We start from the raw sequence: 20,212 nt of genomic DNA on the forward strand, positions 1-20,212 counted from the left end.
TAATATGGAAAGCGTGTCAGTTATCATGCCGGTATACAATGCGGCCAGCTTTATCAAACAGTCGATCCTGGGCGTATTGGCGCAGACCTACCAGGATTACCATTTGTATGTGATCGACGATGCCTCCACCGACAATACCGCGGAAGTGATCAAACCGTTTATTCACGATCGGCTGACTTATATTCGCAACGATACCAATCAAGGCGTCGCCGAAACGCGGAATATTGCGATTGAGGCGGCGCGCGGCGGCTATATCGCCTTTTGCGACAGCGACGATATCTGGCACAAGAATAAGCTGGCGCGCCAGGTTGGTATTTTGCAAACCGGCCGTTACGATGTCGTGTGTTCGCATTACTGCACTTTTGAACAGGATCCGCAGCAAATTAAGCACTACCGCGGCGGCCAGGAGATCATCGCCTATCGCGATATGTTGAAAAGCAATTGGATAGGTAACCTGACTGGGATCTATAACCGGCATCGCACCGGCAAGGTATTCCAGCGCAAGGTGGGGCATGAAGATTATGTGATGTGGCTGTCCGTGATGGAAAAGGCCCGTAATCGCCAGGCCTACTGCGTGCCCGAACCATTAGCGTTTTATCGCCTTTCCGCCCAGTCGCTGTCTGGCAACAAAATCAAAGCGGCGGACTGGCAATGGCAAATTTACCGCCGCCATTTAGGCTTCTCCTACCAAAAATCCTGCTATCTGTTTTGTTCCTATCTGTACAACGCGGCGATGAAAAGGCAATGACGTATTCAATATTATCAGGCGCTTGTCTGTCGGCCGGCGTGTGGTTAGCAGGGCAGGCGTGCGCGGCCGGCTGTGCGGATAACCTGATCGAAAACGGCGGGTTTGAGCTAGGGGAGCAAGGTTGGGCGCTATCGGCCGGCGAAATTACCACCGGCGGCCGCACTGGGCAGGCCAGCCTGCGCTATCAGAATAGCGATCCCGAACGTTACCACACGATGACCCAACAATTGCGCGTTAAGCCCGGGCAGGCGCTCGATTTTGGCGTTTGGGTGAATGGTGCAGATTTACAGGGGGACGCCGACGATCGGGGCGCGGGCATTTTCGTCGAAAGTTACGATGCGGATGGGCGCTATCTGGCAGGAAGCCATCCGCAGGGCGTGGTCGGCACCGGTGATTGGCAGCCTGTCGCGGGCCGTTTTTTGGTGCCGGCACGGGCGGCGGAAGTGACGCTCGGCGTCTACTTTCGCCGGGGCACCACGGGGCGTGCAGAGTTTGATGATGTCTATGCCTGCCTGCAACCCACCGCGCCGGTGCTTTACCAGGTGCGGGCAGACGATGCGATGGCACTGAGTACCGTGTTCATGCCGGACAAACAACCGGTGCAGGTGGATAGCACATTGCTGGATAGCCGCGGTGAGGCGGTTAAACACGATCGCCGGCATTACCATATAGAAGGGGAGCAGCCGGTGGTGTTTGCGCTGCCGGCAACGCTTTCGGCCGGTGAATATCGGCTGCAACAGCGGGTGACTGCGCAAGACTCGCAGCTTAGCCGCTCCAGCGCTATGCCGATCAGCATCAGCAGCCGGCCGCCGAAAGTCGCATTGGATGCACAGGGATATACCCTAAAAGACGGTAAGCGTTTTTTCCCGCTTGGGATCTATATGTATGCCGGCATGGCGACCGATGAACATCTGGCACGTATTCGTGCGGCGGGTTTTAACACGTTGCTGGATTATGATTACGGTGTGAGCAAGGATCCCGCCGGCTATTTCCGCAAGACGCAGCAACATGATTTACAGGTCATTTATTCCGTGAAGGACTTTTATGCCGGCACGCAGTTCGCGCCGGAAACCCACCTGAGTTATCCGGCCCTGACCGCCGCGTATGTAGAGAAACTCAAACACCAGCCTAATCTGCTGGCCTGGTATATCAACGATGAATTGGGGCTGGAATATGTGCCGCAGATTGAAGCAAAGCATCTGCAGATCAAACAGCGCGATCCCGATCATTTGACGTTTCAGGTCGTGGACCGGGCCGGCGCGTTGGACAGCTATTTCAACAGTTCGGATGTGTTGGCCAGCGATCCTTATCCGATCGGTAAAGATAACGATCTCACCCGTACGTTGCTGTATGCCCGCCTGACCAAAATGGCGGCCCGGCAGGCCAAGGGGGCGTGGATTGTCACCCAAATCATGGATCATGCGGCGTATAGCCCCGGGCGAAAACCGCACCAACCCAGTGAGGCCGAGATGCGGAACCAGGCCTGGCTGGGGCTGATTGGCGGGGCGAAAGGGATACTTTTTTATTCCTATACCGATCTGTTTTACAAGCGCAACCGGGGAACGTTCCGGCAGCAAGAGTTTGACGGCATTTGGCAGGGCGTGGCCAAGGTTGCACAGGAGATCGTCAGTTTTACCCCTTATTTGCTCTCGGGCGAAAGCCGAATGCTGCATGGCAATAACACGGCCATTCCGGCCCGGTTGTTTATCGACGGTGGCCGTGGGTTGGTGCTGGTGGTCAATCCCTATTACCGGCCGATGTCCGTGCGTTTTGCGCTGCCGGCCGGTTGGCAATGGCAGGAACCACAGGGCGCGGAGTTAGCGTTGCCGTCGATGGGCAGTATGGCGCTGTGGGTACAACGTCAAACAGTGGAAAAGGATCGCCAGTGAACACGATGACTCTTAGCCTTATCATCCCCGTTTATAAGGTCGCGGATTATATTGAAGCCTGCCTTCACTCGGTGCTCGCCTCATTGCCGGCCTGGGCGGAGGTGATTATCGTTGATGACGGCAGCCCCGATGATTCGATGGCGATCGCCAAACGGGTTCTGGAGCGTTATCCGCAGTGGCAGGGGCAGGTCGTCATGCTGCGCCAAACCAATCAGGGATTGAGTGCGGCACGGAATACCGGGATTGCCCACGCGACCGGGCGCTACATTGGTTTCCTTGATTCGGACGATCTGCTGTTGCCGGATTATTTCACTACGCTTGGGCAGTTACTGGCGGAAAACCCGCAGGCGGAAATTGTGGCGTTCAACGCCAGAAGATTTTCCACTGCCGGAGACGCGAGCGCGGGAAACATCATGCACATCGTGCCTGGCGATGTGAAGCCGCCAGACAGCGCTGGGCACCAGGCGTTGTTGCAGGAGAGCTTCAATCGCAGCATGTGGTACGCCTGGGCGCGTATTTATCGTGCGGCGTTGTTTGACGGCGCGCTTTTCCCTGCCGGGCGCAACTTCGAAGATATTCAATTGATACCGCAACTCTACCTGAAGGCGCGCAGCATCGTCGCTTGCAGTGCGCCACTGGTGGGGTATCGCGTGAATCCTGCAGGCATTACCCGTGCACCGAAACGGCGTGATTTGGACGATCTGGACTATGCGCTGGGCCAGGCAAATATTGGCCGGCGTAAAGCGCCTGGCAATCATCTGTATTCCATCCTGTTTGTTACCACGCTGAAAGCCCGCCTGCTGGTTGGGGTGGATTTTTGCGGCCTGCCCGCCGCACTGCGCGAAACGGCGTTATTAAGGCGCCAATACACGCGCCTGCGTGCGGAAGAACAGCGGTTGCTGAGCCGGAAAAACCGGTTGTTCTATCGTAGCCCGTTGGCCTATTACCTGTTGGCCCGCTTGTATAACCGTGGTGGATAAGCGGCCGTGAACAGGGCTGGGGAGGGCATGAACAAAATGATTATTGCGGATGAAAATGATGAGCACCAAAGTTAGTGTGATTATACCCACCTATGGCCGCAGTGAATTACTGATCCGCGCCATTAATAGCGTCCTGGCACAAACCTATGCGCAGGTGGAAGTGATTGTGGTGGATGACAATCCGCCGAGTGAGCCCCAGCGCAAGGCTACGCGCCAGCGCCTGGCGCCTTATATCGAGCAGGGGAAAATAATCTATTATCCACGCCGCCGCAACGGTGGCGGTTCACGCGCACGTAATAGCGGTATTCTGCGTGCGACGGGGGAGTACATTACCTTCCTGGATGATGACGATTACTATCACCCACAGAAAATTGCCCGCCAGTTGGCCTTTATGCGGACGGGCGGTTACGACGTCAGCCTGTGCGATATGGACATTCTCAAAGATGGGCAGATCAGTGCTGAACATTATTACCAGGCGCGCTGCCAGGGGCTGCAGGACTTTATGTTGGCCGGCGTCGCTTACACCCCGATGATTATGTTGCGTAGAGAGACAGCGATCCGGGTGCGCGGTTTTTTTAATACCCCACGCTACCAGGACCACCTCTTTTTGTATCGCTTATTGGCGGCCGGCGCGCACATTGGGATATTGCACGAGCGGCTGGCGGTACATAACGACCACGACGGCGAACGTATTACCTATAGCGCGAAAGGCATTGTGGGTTACCAGCACAAGATGTGCTTTGAACGCCGCCTGATGCCGATGATTTCGCCACAGGCGCGCAAGATCATGCAGTTGCGCCATACCTGTATCCGTTCGCGCATTCTGACCGATAACCACAGCCGTATTAGCGGCATATTGCATGGGATGAAGGGGATTATTTACATCAACAGCGGTTCTGCGGCTGGGGTTTATGTCAAAAATATTCTCCGCAATGCCTTTTTCAAGGGCCTGCCTTTCTGACTGAACCCCTTCGTTTGGTGCCGCCGTGCCAGGGTAAATTCGGTTTCTTTGTCTTGATGGCCGCCGTGCCATCAAGCCGATAGAGAAGATTAATTTAGAGGATATTTATGCGTGTTGAACGCTCGGCAGTGATCGGCAGCGTATTGTTGCTGATCATGCCGCTATTGGCTTTATTACACAGCATTGCCACGTTACGTTCAGGCAATCGGAATTCATCGGCCTATTTCCTTATTGCGGTTTGCTATTTTTTCCTTTTCCTTAAAATACCACCGTTGTCCGATCTTTATCGTCATTATTCTGTTTATGAATCGATCAACTCTGCCACCCATTTGAGCGACATTATGCTGGGTAAAGTGGATTTGATTTTACATGCCAATATTTATCTTTTTAAAACCCTCGGCGTGCCGTTTTATATTATCCCGGCACTGTATGCCGCACTGGGGGTGTATGCTTACCTGAACGCACTGAACATCGTGTTGCTCGGTAGCGGAAAGGTTTTTTCGCCGCGCCAGTTTGTGTTGTTGCACCTGGCGGTGCTGTTCTTGATTAACCCCTTTATCATTGCCATGGGGCTGCGATTTGGCTTTTCCATCGCGATTATGACCCTTGCCATGGTCATGCTCTGTGAACGGAAGCACCTTCATCTGGCCGTATTTCTTCTGCTATTCGCCATGTTGACGCACTTTTCCAGCATGCTGTTGCTCGGCGTGTTTCTCTGCAGCCGGTTCTTTTTACTGAACCGCTTACTCACGGTGGTTTTTAGCGCGTTGGCGTTCTTGAACGCCAAATATGCGCTGCCATTTATCCTGTCGCATATTACTATCTCCGGTATTGATAGCTATTCCAGCGTATACACTTCGGGTTTGTATGCCAGTGAATATCTTACCAGTGGCAATGCGAATGGGATGATTAACTTCCTGATTGTCTTATTCCCAGCGTTATTTCTTGGCGTATATCTTTTGGCTTACCCTATGCGTAACCAGCCTGGTGATATTAGAAATTATGCCGCGTGGCTGGTGGTGTTTATCTTCCTCTCTTCCAGTTCACTTCAGGCGGCCAGCCGTTACGCCAGTGCCGCATCGATTTTTTTGCTTTTTTATTATATTTCCTACCCAGCTTCGTTTATTCGCGGCCGCTTCAATTACTTTTTCCTTTTCCTGATGTTGATGGCAACCGGTTATAACCTGATTGAGAACATCTATGTGCCGCGGCGGCCGATATTGCTTGGGCAGATGTGGGAGTCTCTGTACAACACGCCGTTGTTGAATGTGTTTTATGGCGAAGAGCAGTATGAGCGCTACTTAAACCACATCAATCGCGAAAGCGGTGAGTGGATTGGCCATGAAATGGACGGTGCTTAACTTCAGAGAGCCGAATTTTACACCGATGGCGCCCAACTCAAGACTCTGATTAGCGTGCACCCCGCACGCTACCTCTAAATATCCCACGCCGTGTTCCCCGCAGTTCCTCTTGCCGATAATCAATAATTATTTCTTTTTTATCAATCAATTAAACAAATACCACCAGGTTATTCTTTGGTGGTATTTGCGCCAGTTTCGTCGCTTAACGCGTCAGCTTCCCTTGATCGCAATCAACTGGCCTGCGCCAGCCCGTCAGTAGGCTGGGCGCCAGATCGAGCAATGTCTATACCCGTGTCTTTCATGCTTCGTTGAAATTCATTGGGTAAACCAATAACGATAAGAGCAGTCAGGAGAAGCCCGGATGAGCAAATTTTTAGACCGGTTTCGCTATTTTAAACAACTGGCCGAGCCGTTCTCTGGCGAGCATGGTCAGACGCTGAACGCCAACCGCGACTGGGAAGACGGTTACCGTAGCCGCTGGCAGCACGACAAAGTGGTGCGTTCTACCCATGGCGTAAACTGTACCGGTTCATGCAGTTGGAAAATCTATGTCAAAAACGGCCTGGTGACCTGGGAAACCCAACAGACCGATTACCCCCGTACCCGCCCCGATTTACCGAATCATGAACCGCGCGGTTGCCCGCGCGGTGCCAGCTACTCCTGGTATCTTTACAGCGCCAACCGCCTGAAATATCCGCTGATGCGCAAACGCCTGGTTGCATTGTGGCGCGAGGCCAAGGCCCGCCACAGCGATCCGGTTGACGCATGGGCTTCCATCGTCAGCGATCCGCAAAAGGCCGCCAGTTATAAAAGCGCACGCGGCCGCGGTGGCTTTGTGCGCGCCAACTGGCAGGAAGCGAATGAGCTGATCGCCGCCGCCAATGTTTATACCGCCAAAACCTATGGCCCGGATCGCATTATCGGTTTTTCACCCATCCCGGCGATGTCGATGGTCTCTTATGCTGCCGGTGCACGTTATCTGTCGCTGATTGGCGGCGTTTGCCTGAGTTTCTACGATTGGTATTGCGACTTGCCGCCGGCTTCGCCCATGACCTGGGGCGAGCAGACCGACGTGCCCGAATCGGCGGACTGGTACAATTCGTCGTATATTATTGCCTGGGGATCCAACGTGCCGCAGACGCGTACCCCCGACGCGCACTTCTTCACCGAAGTGCGCTACAAAGGCACCAAGACCGTGGCCGTCACGCCGGATTACGCAGAAATCGCCAAGCTGTGCGATCAGTGGCTGAGCCCGAAGCAGGGCACCGACAGCGCAATGGCATTGGCGATGGGCCACGTGATGCTCCGGGAGTTCCATCTGGATCGTGAAGTGGGCTATTTCCGCGATTATGTGCGCCGCTACACCGACATGCCGATGTTGGTTTTGCTGGAAGCGCGCGAGGGCGGTTACTACGCCGCCGGCCGCATGCTGCGCGCCAGCGATCTGGTGGCCGCCCTGGGGCAGGAAAATAACCCGCAATGGAAAACCGTCGCTATCGACAGCCTGAGCGGTGAGCTGGTCGCGCCGCAAGGGGCGATTGGTTTTCGCTGGGGCGAAAAGGGCAAGTGGAACCTGGAGCAGCGCGAAGGCGGGCAGCAGCGTGAGATAGCGCTGCAGCTCAGCCTGCTCGGCGCGCACGATGAGGTTGTCGACGTCGGTTTCCCCTACTTTGGCGGCGCGCAAAGCGAACATTTCAACAGCGTGGCGCTTGATGAGATCCTGCTGCACAAACTGCCGATAAAACGCCTGCGGTTGGCGGACGGCAGTGAAGCTCGGGTCGCCAGCGTTTACGATCTCACCCTGGCCAACTATGGCCTGGAACGCGGCCTGAACGATGCCAACTGCGCCACCGATTATGACCAGGTGAAGGCCTATACGCCGGCCTGGGCAGAGCAAATCACCGGCGTATCACGCCACAATATCACTCGTATCGCGCGTGAATTTGCCGAAAACGCCGAGAAAACCCGTGGCCGCTCGATGATTATCGTCGGCGCCGGCATCAACCACTGGTACCACATGGATATGACCTACCGTGGGTTGATCAATATGCTGATCTTCTGCGGTTGCGTGGGGCAAAGCGGCGGCGGTTGGGCGCATTACGTCGGCCAGGAGAAGCTGCGCCCGCAAACCGGTTGGCTGCCGCTGGCGTTCGGGCTGGATTGGCAGCGCCCGCCGCGCCATATGAACAGCACCTCGTTTTTCTATAACCATTCCAGCCAATGGCGCTATGAAACCGTCGGCCCGCAGGAGCTGCTGTCGCCGTTGGCGGACAAAAGCCGTTTCAACTGCAGCCTGATCGATCTCAACGTGCGCGCTGAACGCATGGGGTGGCTGCCTTCCGCGCCACAGTTGGGCACCAATCCGCTACGTATTGCCGCCCAGGCCGCGGCGGCCGGCCAAACGCCAGTGGATTATACCGTTGCCAGCCTGAAGCAAGGCACACTGCGCTTCGCCGCCGAACAGCCGGATAATCCGCAGAACTTCCCGCGTAACCTGTTCGTTTGGCGTTCCAACCTGTTGGGATCATCCGGCAAGGGGCATGAATACATGCTCAAATACCTGTTGGGCACCGAACACGGTATCCAGGGCAAAGATCTGGGGCAGCAGGGCGGCGTCAAACCGCAGGAAGTGGAATGGCAGGATCAGGGCGGTGAAGGCAAGCTGGATCTGGTGGTCACGCTGGATTTCCGCATGTCCAGCACCTGTCTGTATTCGGATATCGTCTTGCCGACCGCCACCTGGTACGAAAAAGACGACATGAACACCTCGGACATGCATCCGTTTATCCACCCGTTGTCTGCGGCGGTGGATCCTGCCTGGGAATCCAAGAGCGACTGGGAAATTTATAAAGGCATCGCCAGCAAGTTCTCTGAAGTGTGCGTTGGCCATCTGGGGCAGGAAACCGATGTGGTGACGCTGCCGATCCAGCATGACTCCGCCGCAGAAATGGCGCAGCCGTTCGGCGTGCAGGATTGGAAGCGGGGCGAATGCGATCTGATCCCAGGCCAAACCGCACCGCACATCATGCTGGTGGAGCGTGACTACCCGGCGACCTATGAACGCTTCACTGCGCTGGGGCCGCTGCTGGATAAACTGGGCAACGGCGGCAAGGGCATCGGCTGGAACACCCAGCAGGAAGTCGACTTTCTGAAAAAACTCAACTATGTGAAAACCAGCGGCCCGGCGGCCGGCCGGCCGAAGATAGAAAGCGCCATAGACGCGGCAGAAGTGATCCTGTCACTGGCGCCGGAAACCAACGGCCAGGTGGCAGTGAAGGCCTGGCAGGCGCTCAGCAACCTGACCGGGCGCGATCACACCCACCTGGCGCTGAACAAGGAAGACGAGAAAATCCGCTTCCGCGATATTCAGGCCCAGCCGCGCAAAATTATCTCCAGCCCCACCTGGTCCGGCCTGGAAGATGAACACGTTTCGTACAACGCCTGCTATACCAACGTGCATGAGCTGATCCCCTGGCGCACCCTGAGCGGCCGTCAGCAGCTTTATCAAGACCATGAGTGGATGCGGGCGTTCGGGGAGAGCCTGTTGGCTTATCGCCCGCCGATCGACACCCGGGCCGCACAGCCGTTGCTGAACCAAAAGCCTAACGGCAACCCGGAAAAAGCGCTCAACTTCCTGACGCCGCACCAGAAATGGGGGATCCACTCCACCTATAGCGATAACTTGCTGATGCTGACCCTGGCGCGCGGCGGGCCGATTATCTGGCTGAGCGAAGACGACGCCAAATCCCTGGGCATTGTCGACAATGATTGGATCGAAGCCTTCAACGCCAACGGCGCACTGACGGCGCGCGCGGTCGTCAGCCAGCGTATCCCTTCAGGGATGACCATGATGTACCACGCGCAAGAGCGCATCATGAATATCCCCGGCTCGGAAATCACCAGCCAGCGCGGCGGTATTCACAATTCCGTTACCCGCATCAGCCCGAAACCGACCCATATGATCGGCGGCTACGCCCAACTGGCCTATGGCTTTAACTACTACGGCACCGTAGGTTCCAACCGGGACGAGTTTGTGGTGGTGCGCAAGATGAACCGTATTGACTGGCTGGACGGCGAGGGCAACGACAGCGTGCAGGGCAGCCAACGGGAGAAAGCCAAATGAAAATTCGTTCTCAAATTGGCATGGTGCTGAATCTGGATAAATGCATTGGCTGCCATACCTGCTCGGTCACCTGCAAGAACGTCTGGACCAGCCGTGAAGGGATGGAATACGCCTGGTTCAACAACGTGGAAAGCAAGCCCGGCGTCGGCTACCCGCAGGCCTGGGAAGATCAGGAAAAGTGGAAGGGCGGCTGGATCCGTAAAATCAACGGTAAGCTGGAGCCGCGCATGGGCAACCGCGTCAGCCTGCTGTCCAAGATTTTCGCCAACCCGGACGTGCCGGCGTTGGACGATTACTATGAGCCGTTCGATTACGATTACCAAAATCTGCAGGCGGCGCCGCAGGGCAAACACCAGCCAATCGCCCGCCCGCGTTCGCTGATCACCGGCAAGCGGATGAACAAGATCGAGAATGGGCCGAACTGGGAGGAGATCCTCGGCGGCGAGTTTGAAAAGCGCGCCAAAGATAAAAACTTCGATAGCATGCAAAAGGCGATGTACGGCCAGTTCGAAAACACCTTCATGCTGTATCTGCCGCGCCTGTGTGAGCACTGCCTTAACCCGGCGTGCGTGGCGACTTGCCCCAGCGGCGCCATTTATAAACGCGGTGAAGACGGCATTGTGCTGATCGATCAGGATAAATGCCGTGGCTGGCGTATGTGCCTGACCGGTTGCCCCTACAAAAAAATCTATTTCAACTGGAAAAGCGGCAAATCCGAGAAGTGCATCTTCTGTTACCCGCGCATTGAATCCGGCCAGCCGACGGTATGTTCGGAAACCTGCGTGGGGCGCATCCGCTATCTGGGCGTGCTGTTGTACGATGCCGATCGCATCGAGCAGGCCGCGCTGGCGGAAAACGCGCAGGATCTGTACCGCAGCCAACTGGATATTTTTTTGGATCCCAACGATCCGGTGGTCATCGCCCAGGCGCTGCAAGATGGGGTGCCGCAAGGGGTGATCGACGCGGCGCAACAGTCGCCGGTGTACAAAATGGCGGTGGACTGGAAGCTGGCGCTGCCGCTGCACCCGGAATACCGCACCCTGCCGATGGTGTGGTATGTGCCGCCGCTGTCGCCGATCCAGTCCGCTGCGGATGCCGGCGCGTTGCCGCACAGCGGCGTATTGCCGGATGTCGAAAGCCTGCGCATTCCGGTGCAGTACCTGGCCAACCTGCTTACCGCAGGCGACCCAGAGCCGGTGTTGTTGGCATTGAAACGTATGCTGGCGATGCGTCATTACAAACGTGCCGAGAGCGTTGACGGGCAGGTGGATACCCGTGCGCTGGAACAGGTGGGGCTAACCGAAGCCCAGGCACAGGAAATGTACCGCTACCTGGCGATCGCCAACTATGAAGACCGTTTCGTGATCCCTTCCAGCCACCGCGAGCTGGCGCGCGAGGCTTTCCCGGAAAGCAAAGGCTGCGGCTTTAGCTTTGGCGATGGTTGCCACGGTAGCGACAGTAAATTCAACCTGTTTAACAGCCGCCGCATTGATGCTATCGACGTGACGGCGAAAACGCCGCGCCGGGAGGACGTATCATGATGGCCCTGCGCGTGATAGCACGCCTATTGGATTATCCGGATCCGGCGCTGTTCGCGCACCAGTCGGCGTTGATCGCCGCACTGGAAAGCGCTGATGAACTGGAGCCACACCACCGCACGCAACTGAAGGGTTTTATCCAGCGCTTTTGCGCCCGCCCGCTATTGGACGTGCAGGCGGAATACTGCGAACTGTTTGATCGTGGGCGCGCCACCTCGCTACTGCTGTTTGAACATGTGCACGGGGAATCCCGCGATCGCGGCCAGGCGATGGTCGATCTGATGGCCCAGTATCGCCGGGCCGGGTTGGAAATCGACAGCCGTGAACTGCCGGACTTTTTACCGATGTACCTGGAATATCTGGCCAGCGGCAGCCAGGCGCAGGCGCGCGGCGGGCTACAGGACGTGGCGCCCATTCTGGCACTGCTGGGCGAGCGGCTCAACAGCCGCCAGAGCGCATACAGCGTGCTGTTCGATGCTCTGCTGGCGCTGTCCGGCAGCGGCATACAGGCCGCCGCGTTGCAGCAAAAAGTGGCCGTTGAAGCTCGCGACGATACGCCGCAGGCGCTGGATGCGGTGTGGGAAGAGGAACAGGTCAAGTTCCTTGGGGAACAAGGGTGCGCGTCTGCCCAGCAGGCGGCGCATCAACGCCGCCATGCGCATGCGGTGGCGCCACAGTATCTGGACGTGGCGCAGGCCATGCCGGGTAGAAAAGGGGGCTGACATGCAATTTTTAAATCTTTTCTTCTTCGATATTTACCCTTATCTGGCGGGGACGGTGTTCCTGATCGGCAGCTGGCTGCGCTATGACTACGGCCAGTACAGCTGGCGCGCCGGCTCCAGCCAGATGCTGGACAAGAAAGGGATGCGGCTGGCTTCCAATCTGTTCCATATCGGCATCATCGGTATCTTCACCGGGCACTTTTTCGGCATGCTGACGCCGCACTGGATGTATGAAGCCTTCTTGCCGATTGCCGTGAAGCAAAAACTGGCGATGATTGGCGGCGGCGCCTGTGGGGTGATGATGCTGATTGGCGGCGTGATGCTGCTGAAACGCCGGCTGACCAATCCGCGCGTGCGGGCCACCAGCAGCGCAGGCGATATCCTGATTTTGACGTTGCTGGTGGTGCAGGTGGCGCTTGGCCTGCTGACGATTCCGTTTTCAGCCCAGCACATGGACGGCAGCGAGATGCTGAAGCTGGTCGCCTGGGCCCAGGCAGTGGTGACCTTCCATGCCGGGGCGGCGCAGCATCTGGACGGCGTGGCGCTGGTTTTCAAGATCCATATGGTGCTGGGGATGACGCTGTTCATCCTGTTCCCTTTCTGCCGCCTGGTGCATATATGGAGTGCGCCGGTGGAGTACCTCACCCGCCGTTATCAACTGGTGCGTAACCGCCGCTAAACCATCGGCCCCGTCGCCTGGCGGGGCCGATGGCCTGCCTTTCTGCCGTGTTTCCCGTTTTGCCCCTGAATGGTGCGGCTGCATTGATCTATTTTGGTGCGACGTTGCACCAAAATGGTTTGCTGCGCCGCTGTTGAATCGCGCTGGGAAATTCTTTTCTGCACTGCAACTGCGAAAAAATACGTTTTTTGCTGACTGAATAGTTTTTTTTTGTCAGCGATGATTTTTCGCCTTATTTTCCCGATTATTCAGTATGAATGCATAAAAAATGCATAATTATGCACTATAACTTGTTGTTTTAAAGGGAAAATTTACGAAATTGGCGGTTTTTTCCATTCTGGCACGATAGCTGCTCTACACTCTTTATCAATTAATAAGTGTTGTTATGCACACCTTGATATTTATCCGCTTTAGCGCTGCTTTTCAGTGAAATATAGGGCGATATAGCGTTTTTTTATGATGATTTTGTACGCAATTTCCGGCGATGAGGCGAATTATCGCCATGGTGAAAGGGAGCCTGCTGCGGGATATTTTTGTTTTATCGCACAATATCCACTATAGCGCCGGCGCGTACGATCAAATTCAGCATTTCTAAGATGTGAGGTCACGAATGGAACAGCCAATTGCAGTTAGCCGCCAGTCTTTTGACGACTGGATGGTGCCGGTTTATGCGCCTGCCGATTTTATCTTGGTGCGTGGGGAAGGATCGCAACTTTGGGATCAGCAGGGCAAATCCTACATTGATTTTGCCGGTGGTATTGCGGTCAATGCGCTGGGGCATGCTCACCCGGCCGTCACGGCGGCATTGGCCGAACAGGCGAGGAAACTCTGGCATTTGGGCAATGGCTACACCAATGAGCCGGTGCTGCGCCTGGCAAAAAAACTGATCGACGCTACGTTCGCCGACAAAGTCTTTTTTTGCAACTCCGGTGCGGAAGCTAACGAAGCCGCGTTGAAGCTAGCGCGCAAGTATGCACTGGAACAGGGCAACGCGGCGAAAAACCAAATCGTCGCTTTTAACAATGCATTTCATGGTCGCACGCTGTTTACCGTTTCTGTCGGCGGGCAGCCTAAATATTCGCAGGACTTCGCGCCGCTGCCCGGCGGCATCACCCACGCGCCGTTTAACGATCTGGCGGCGGCGGCCGAAATGATCGGCGATCAGACCTGCGCGGTGATCGTCGAGCCGATCCAGGGCGAGGGCGGCGTGCTGCCGGCGGATCCGGCCTTCCTGCAGGGCCTGCGCGAGCTGTGCGATCGCCATGGCGCGCTGTTGATTTTTGATGAAGTGCAAACGGGCGTCGGCCGCACCGGCGATTTGTATGCCTATATGCATTACGGCGTGGTGCCGGATGTGCTGACAACCGCCAAAGCGCTCGGCGCCGGCTTCCCGATTGGCGCGATGCTGACCACCAACAAACTGGCGCCCACCTTTGGCGTGGGCACCCACGGCACCACCTACGGCGGCAACCCGCTGGCAACGGCGGTGGCGGGCACGGTATTTTCCATCATCAATACCCCACAGGTGTTGGGCGGCGTAAAACAACGCCATGAATGGTTCACCACCGGGCTGAATGCCATTAATCAACAATATGGCATTTTTGCCGAGATCCGCGGTAAAGGGCTGCTGATTGGCTGCGAGCTGGCCCCGGCGTTTGCGGGCAAGGCGAAACAGCTCACCAGGCTGGCTAATGAAGAAGGGGTTATTGCGCTGATAGCCGGCCCGAATGTGGTGCGTTTTACTCCTTCGCTGATTATTCCGCAGCAGGATGTGGTTGAAGGTTTAGCGCGTTTTGCCCGTGCCGTGGCACGCCTTTGTTGATGAAAGCGCGGCCGTGCCCAGCCGGGCGGCCGCATGCAAGTTGAGGGTCGCATTATGATGATTATTCGCCCAGTCGCGCGCCGGGATTTAACCGATTTGCTGGCGCTCGCCGGCAAAGGCGGCGTAGGCCTGACTTCCTTGCCGCAAGATGAAGAAACGCTGTCGGCACGCATCGAACGGGCGCTGCAAACCTGGCAAGGCGAGCTTCCCCGCGCGGAGCAGTGCTACCTGTTCGTGCTGGAAGATACCGAATGTCAGCGGGTGGTGGGGATTAGCGCCCTTGAGGTGGCGGTGGGGCTGACCGAACCCTGGTACAGCTTCCGGGTGGGCACCCAGGTGCATGCCTCAAAGCAATTAGGGGTCTATAAATCGGTGCCGACGCTGTTTTTGAGCAACGACCATACCGGCCATTCGGAGTTGTGCACGCTGTTTCTCGATCCAGACTATCGCCACGGCAGTAACGGCAAGCTGCTTTCGAAGGTGCGCTTTATGTTTATGGCCGCCTTTCGCGAGAGTTTTTCACAGAAAGTGATCGCCGAGATGCGCGGCTTTTCTGATGAAAGCGGCCGTTCGCCGTTTTGGGAAAGCATGGGCCGCCATTTCTTCTCGATTGAATTCGCCCAGGCCGACTACCTAAGCGGCACCGGACAAAAAGCGTTTATCGCCGAACTGATGCCAAAGCACCCACTGTATCTGGATTTCCTGGCCGAGGACGCGCAAAAAGCGGTGGGGCAGGTGCACCCGCATACGGCGCCGGCCCGCCGTTTACTGGAGGCGGAAGGGCTGCGCTATCAGGGCTATGTTGATATTTTCGACGGCGGGCCGACGCTTGAAGCCGAGATTGACGAGATCCGCGCGGTGAAAGACAGCCAACGGCTGGAAACCGCGATAGCCGCCGAGCCGGCACGCCCCGATGCGCCGGTTTATCTGGTGAGCAACGATCGCTATCAGGATTATCGCGCCCTGCTGGTGCGGGCCGATCGGGATGGCGATCGGCTGTCGATCGGCACGGATACCGCGGCGATGCTCGGCATCGAGCCTGGTGAGCCGGTGCGGGTGCTCCCCCTTATTCCACAGGAGAAAGCATAATGTCACACCCTGGGTTGTTAATTAATGGCGCCTGGCTGCCAGGCCACGCCGCTGCATTTGCTAAACATGATCCTGTCAGCGGCCAGCGGCTGTGGCAGGCCAACGCTGCAGATGCGGATGACGTCGCCGCCGCGTGCGCTGCGGCCCGCCGCGCATTTCCCGCCTGGGCGCGCATGCCTTTTGAGCAGCGTGAGCAGCGGGTAAAACGCTTTGCCGAACTGTTGGAACAGCATAAATCCGCGTTGGCGGAAGTGATTAGCCGCGAAACCGGCAAGCCACGCTGGGAAACGCTGACCGAAGTTCAGGCGATGATCGGTAAAGTCGGCATTTCCCTGCGGGCTTACCACGCCCGTACCGGTGAGAGCCATACGGCAATGCCGGACGGCGCGGCGGTGTTGCGCCATCGCCCGCACGGCGTAATGGCGGTGTTCGGGCCGTACAATTTTCCGGGCCATTTGCCGAACGGGCATATTGTCCCGGCGCTGCTGGCCGGGAATACCGTGGTGTTTAAGCCCAGTGAGTTAACGCCGCACACCGCGGAGGAAACGCTCAAACTGTGGCAACAGGCCGGCCTGCCGGATGGCGTGATTAATCTGGTACAGGGCGGGCGAGCAACCGGTGAGGCGCTAGCCGCCAGTCCGGACATCGACGGCCTGTTATTCACCGGCAGCGCGGGCACCGGTTATCACCTGCACCGCCAGTTGGCCGGGCAACCGGAGAAGATCCTGGCACTGGAAATGGGCGGCAACAATGCGTTGATCGTCGATCAGGCGCAGGATCTGGACGCCGCGGTGAACCTGGCGATCCAGTCGGCGTTTATTTCCGCAGGCCAACGCTGCACCTGCGCCCGACGCATTCTGGTGAAGCGTGGCGCACAGGGGGATGCTTTCATTGCACGCCTGGTGCAGGTGGCGGCGGGGCTGCGTATTGGCCGCTGGGATGACGAACCACAGCCGTTTATGGGGGGCGTCATCTCGCTGTCGGCGGTTGAAAATCTGTTGGCGGCGCAGCAGCGCCTGTTGGCATTGGGCGGTAAGGCGCTGTTGGCGATGCGGCAATTGGCCGACAACAGCTCGCTTCTTAGCGCCGGCATCATTGATGTGACCGGGGTGCAGGAGCTGCCGGACGAAGAGTATTTCGGGCCGTTGACCACCATTATCCGTTACGACGATTTTGATCAGGCGCTGCAGATTGCCAACCACACGCGCTATGGCCTGTCGGTCGGGCTGGTGTCGCCGGAGCGGGCATTGTTTGAGCGCTTGCTGATTGAAGCGCGCGCCGGCATTGTCAACTGGAACAAACCGTTGACCGGGGCCTCCAGCGCCGCGCCGTTCGGCGGCGTGGGCGCCTCCGGCAACCATCGCCCCAGTGCTTATTACGCGGCGGATTATTGCGCCTGGCCGATGGCTTCGCTGGAAAGCGAGAGCCTGGCGTTGCCGGCCAGTTTACTGCCCGGCGTGTCGTTCGATTGAGACGCCACTGTATTGTTCGCACCGGGCCGGGGGTTCCCCGCCCGAAAGCCATCAAATAAGTCGGCGGCCGGCAGCCTCGGTTGCCGGCGCCGCAGGAGAATAAAATGCCGGGATATGAAGTCAATTTTGATGGGCTGGTGGGCCTGACGCACCATTACGCCGGGTTGTCATATGGCAATGAAGCCTCTGTGCAGCACCAAAACAGCCTGTCCAACCCGAAACTGGCGGCGAAACAAGGGCTGCTGAAAATGAAAGCGTTGGCGGATCTGGGGTTCCGGCAAGCGGTGTTGCCGCCGCAGGAACGGCCGCATATTCCGACGTTGCGCCAACTGGGGTTTGCCGGTTCCGACGAAGCCGTTCTGGCACAGGCGATGCGCACAGCGCCACGGCTGTTATCCGCATTAAGCTCTGCCTCGCCGATGTGGACGGCTAACGCGGCGACGGTTTCGCCTTCCGCAGACAGTGCGGATGGCCGGGTGCATTTCACCGCGGCCAACCTGAACAATAAATTCCACCGGGCGATCGAGGCGGAAACCACCTCGGCAGTGTTGCGGGCGATTTTTCGCGACGAACAGCATTTTGCACACCATGCCGCTTTGCCGCAGGTGGCGCTGTTTGGCGATGAAGGTGCGGCCAACCATAACCGCCTGGGCGGCGACTATGGCCAGCGAAGCGTGCAGGTGTTCGTCTATGGGCGCCAGGAGTTCGGCGGGGAAGTGGCGCCGGTGCGTTATCCCGCGCGCCAGAGCCGGGAAGCCAGCGAGGCCATCAGCCGCTTGCACCAACTGGATGAGCGCCACACGGTGTTTATCCAGCAAAACCCCAGCGTGATCGATCAAGGGGTGTTCCATAATGACGTTATCGCCGTCAGTAACCAGCAGGTGCTGTTTCATCATCAGCAGGCCTTTTTACACCCGGCGCAGGCGCTGGATGAAGTGCGGCGCAAAATGGCGACGCTGGAACAGGAACTGGTGGCGATTGAAGTCCCCACCGAGCGGGTTTCGGTGGCGGATGCGGTGGCGACCTACCTGTTCAACAGCCAGATCCTGACCAAGCCGAACGGCCGCATGCTGATTGTGGTGCCGGAAGAAGCGCGCCAGCACAGCGGCGTGTGGGGCTATTTGAATGAAATGGCCGCATCGGGTGGGCCGATTGACGAGATTAACGTGTTTGATTTGCGCGAGAGCATGCGCAACGGCGGCGGCCCGGCCTGCCTGCGGTTACGCGTTGCCTTAACGGAGCAGGAACTGCAGGCGGTGAACCCCGGCGTGCTGATGAACGACCGGCTTTTTGCCGCCCTGAACGCCTGGGTGGATCGCTATTATCGCGATCGCCTAAGCCAGCAGGACCTGGCCGATCCGCAGCTGTTGCGGGAAGGGCGGGAAGCGCTGGATGCGCTGACGGCGATCCTGGGGCTGGGGGCGATTTACGCATTCCAACGTTAAACAAAGGTGTGCATATGCTGGATTTATTAGCCCTGACGCTGGCGGGCGAAACACCCGCCCAGCCACAAGGGCAGAACCAAAACCTGCGGTGGCGCTGGTTGGGGGAAGGGATACTGGAGCTTTGCCCGCTGCACGGCTACCGCCAGGCAGTGGTATTGTCGGCAGGCATTCACGGCAATGAAACCGCGCCCATTGAGCTGTTGAACAACCTGGTCAACGCGCTGCTGGCTGGGCACCGGCCGCTGGCGGCGAAGATGCTGATTATGCTTGGCAACCCCGCAGCGATGCGCGCCGGCAAACGTTATCTGCACAGCGATATGAACCGGATGTTTGGCGGGCGCGCCCAGGCGTTCCCCGCCAGCGGCGAAACGGCGCGGGTGCAACTGTTGGAACAGGCGATTGCGGCCTTTTTCGCTGACGAAAGCACCGATCGTTTTCATTATGATTTGCACACCGCGATCCGTGATTCACGGTTGCCACGTTTTGGTATTTTGCCTTTCCAGCCAGGGCCATACAGCCATACGCTGCTGGCGGCGCTGGACGCGGCGGCGTTGGATGGTCTGGTGCTGCACAGTGAGCCGGGGGGAACCTTCAGCCACTTTACCTGCGAGCATACCGGGGCAGCCAGTTGCACGCTGGAGTTGGGCAAGGCGCGCCCGTTTGGGCAAAACGATCTGCAGCAGTTTGCCGCTATTGAACGCGTGCTGCAGGCGGTGGCCAGCGGCGAGCCGCTGCCAGCCCGGCAGGGGGCGCCGATACGGGTGTTCCGTGTTGAGACATCGCTGATTAAACGCAGTGCAGCGTTTCGTTTGTATTTGAGCGATGACACCGCCAATTTTACCGAGTTGCCCGAGGGGATGCTGGTGTGCGAACAGCCCCAGGAGGCATATCGGGTGCAACATGCCAAGGCGTGGATCCTGTTCCCCAACCCGAACGTGGCGCTGGGGTTGCGTGCCGGGTTGGTGTTAACCGAGGTTGCGCGCAGTACGCTGTTCTGAGTCTGTGAACAGGCCTTTGTGCTATTAGGGATCTCATCTGCCGTTTTATATCTGGCCGCCGGTGCGATCCCTGTTTCATTTAACCGATAATAACCGCCTAAAATATATCCTTCTCTGTTCCATAAATCGGTAATATCATACCGCCCGACGTGCCTGTTTAAATTAAATATTCGATTAACGCTTACCGGTATTTTCCGCTTTGCCGTTTGGATATATTACGATCTACGGCTCCTTTGACTACGGCCGTAACTATGGCGTGGTCTATGACGCCGCCGCCTATACCGATATGCTGCCAGAATTTGGCGGTGACTCACTGAGCAATACCGACGACTTTATGACCGGGCGTTCTAACGGCTCGGCGACCTACCGCACCAGCGCGCAAAAA

14 protein-coding genes and 1 pseudogene are annotated in these 20,212 nt (G+C 57.5%); all 15 read left to right on the forward strand.

The window, feature by feature from the left end; translation table 11 throughout:
* Positions 1-4: 4 nt before the first annotated feature.
* A complete protein-coding gene (locus ACN28Q_RS22755) occupies positions 5-748 on the forward strand; it encodes a glycosyltransferase family 2 protein (protein ID WP_095849166.1) in 744 nt (247 codons plus the stop codon).
* The gene (locus ACN28Q_RS22760) at positions 745-2,637 is read left to right on the forward strand and encodes a carbohydrate binding domain-containing protein (protein ID WP_095848420.1); all 1,893 of its coding nucleotides are present in this window, start codon (positions 745-747) and stop codon (positions 2,635-2,637) included. The genes ACN28Q_RS22755 and ACN28Q_RS22760 overlap by 4 nt, the downstream gene beginning before the upstream one ends.
* Positions 2,638-2,642: 5 nt before the next feature.
* Positions 2,643-3,617 (forward strand): glycosyltransferase, encoded by a 975-nt coding sequence (locus tag ACN28Q_RS22765; RefSeq protein ID WP_095849167.1) that lies wholly within the window; start codon positions 2,643-2,645, stop codon positions 3,615-3,617.
* Between the two features lie 55 nt (positions 3,618-3,672).
* Positions 3,673-4,578, forward strand: coding sequence for a glycosyltransferase family 2 protein (locus tag ACN28Q_RS22770; protein WP_230469483.1), 906 nt, complete (start codon positions 3,673-3,675; stop codon positions 4,576-4,578).
* A gap of 107 nt (positions 4,579-4,685) precedes the next feature.
* A complete protein-coding gene (locus ACN28Q_RS22775) occupies positions 4,686-5,939 on the forward strand; it encodes an EpsG family protein (protein ID WP_095848421.1) in 1,254 nt (417 codons plus the stop codon).
* 361 nt (positions 5,940-6,300) lie between these two features.
* Entirely contained in the window at positions 6,301-10,062 is a 3,762-nt protein-coding gene (locus ACN28Q_RS22780) for a nitrate reductase subunit alpha (protein ID WP_095848422.1), read from the forward strand.
* Positions 10,059-11,603: a nitrate reductase subunit beta gene (gene narH, locus ACN28Q_RS22785; protein ID WP_095848423.1), complete on the forward strand. Its 1,545-nt coding sequence runs from the start codon at positions 10,059-10,061 to the stop codon at positions 11,601-11,603. The genes ACN28Q_RS22780 and narH overlap by 4 nt, the downstream gene beginning before the upstream one ends.
* Positions 11,600-12,322, forward strand: a complete 723-nt coding sequence (gene narJ, locus ACN28Q_RS22790; protein WP_095848424.1) for a nitrate reductase molybdenum cofactor assembly chaperone — start codon at positions 11,600-11,602, stop codon at positions 12,320-12,322. Before narH ends, narJ begins: the two co-directional genes overlap by 4 nt.
* A 1-nt stretch (position 12,323) precedes the next feature.
* Entirely contained in the window at positions 12,324-13,001 is a 678-nt protein-coding gene (narI, locus tag ACN28Q_RS22795) for a respiratory nitrate reductase subunit gamma (RefSeq protein WP_095848425.1), read from the forward strand.
* 610 nt (positions 13,002-13,611) lie between these two features.
* Entirely contained in the window at positions 13,612-14,823 is a 1,212-nt protein-coding gene (locus ACN28Q_RS22800) for an aspartate aminotransferase family protein (protein ID WP_095848426.1), read from the forward strand.
* Between the two features lie 54 nt (positions 14,824-14,877).
* Positions 14,878-15,912 (forward strand): arginine N-succinyltransferase, encoded by a 1,035-nt coding sequence (gene astA / locus ACN28Q_RS22805; RefSeq protein ID WP_095848427.1) that lies wholly within the window; start codon positions 14,878-14,880, stop codon positions 15,910-15,912.
* The gene (gene astD, locus ACN28Q_RS22810; protein ID WP_095848428.1) at positions 15,912-17,384 is read left to right on the forward strand and encodes a succinylglutamate-semialdehyde dehydrogenase; all 1,473 of its coding nucleotides are present in this window, start codon (positions 15,912-15,914) and stop codon (positions 17,382-17,384) included. Before astA ends, astD begins: the two co-directional genes overlap by 1 nt.
* Positions 17,385-17,488: 104 nt before the next feature.
* Complete coding sequence (astB, locus tag ACN28Q_RS22815) at positions 17,489-18,829, forward strand: N-succinylarginine dihydrolase (protein ID WP_095848429.1); 1,341 nt, start codon at positions 17,489-17,491, stop codon at positions 18,827-18,829.
* 14 nt (positions 18,830-18,843) lie between these two features.
* Entirely contained in the window at positions 18,844-19,827 is a 984-nt protein-coding gene (astE, locus tag ACN28Q_RS22820; protein ID WP_095848430.1) for a succinylglutamate desuccinylase, read from the forward strand.
* Positions 19,828-20,050: 223 nt separating this feature from the next.
* A pseudogene (locus tag ACN28Q_RS22825) lies at positions 20,051-20,197 on the forward strand (porin); the annotation flags it as partial.
* Positions 20,198-20,212: the final 15 nt, after the last annotated feature.

The organism is Gibbsiella quercinecans (assembly GCF_002291425.1).
Classification (GTDB): Bacteria; Pseudomonadota; Gammaproteobacteria; order Enterobacterales; family Enterobacteriaceae; genus Gibbsiella; species Gibbsiella quercinecans.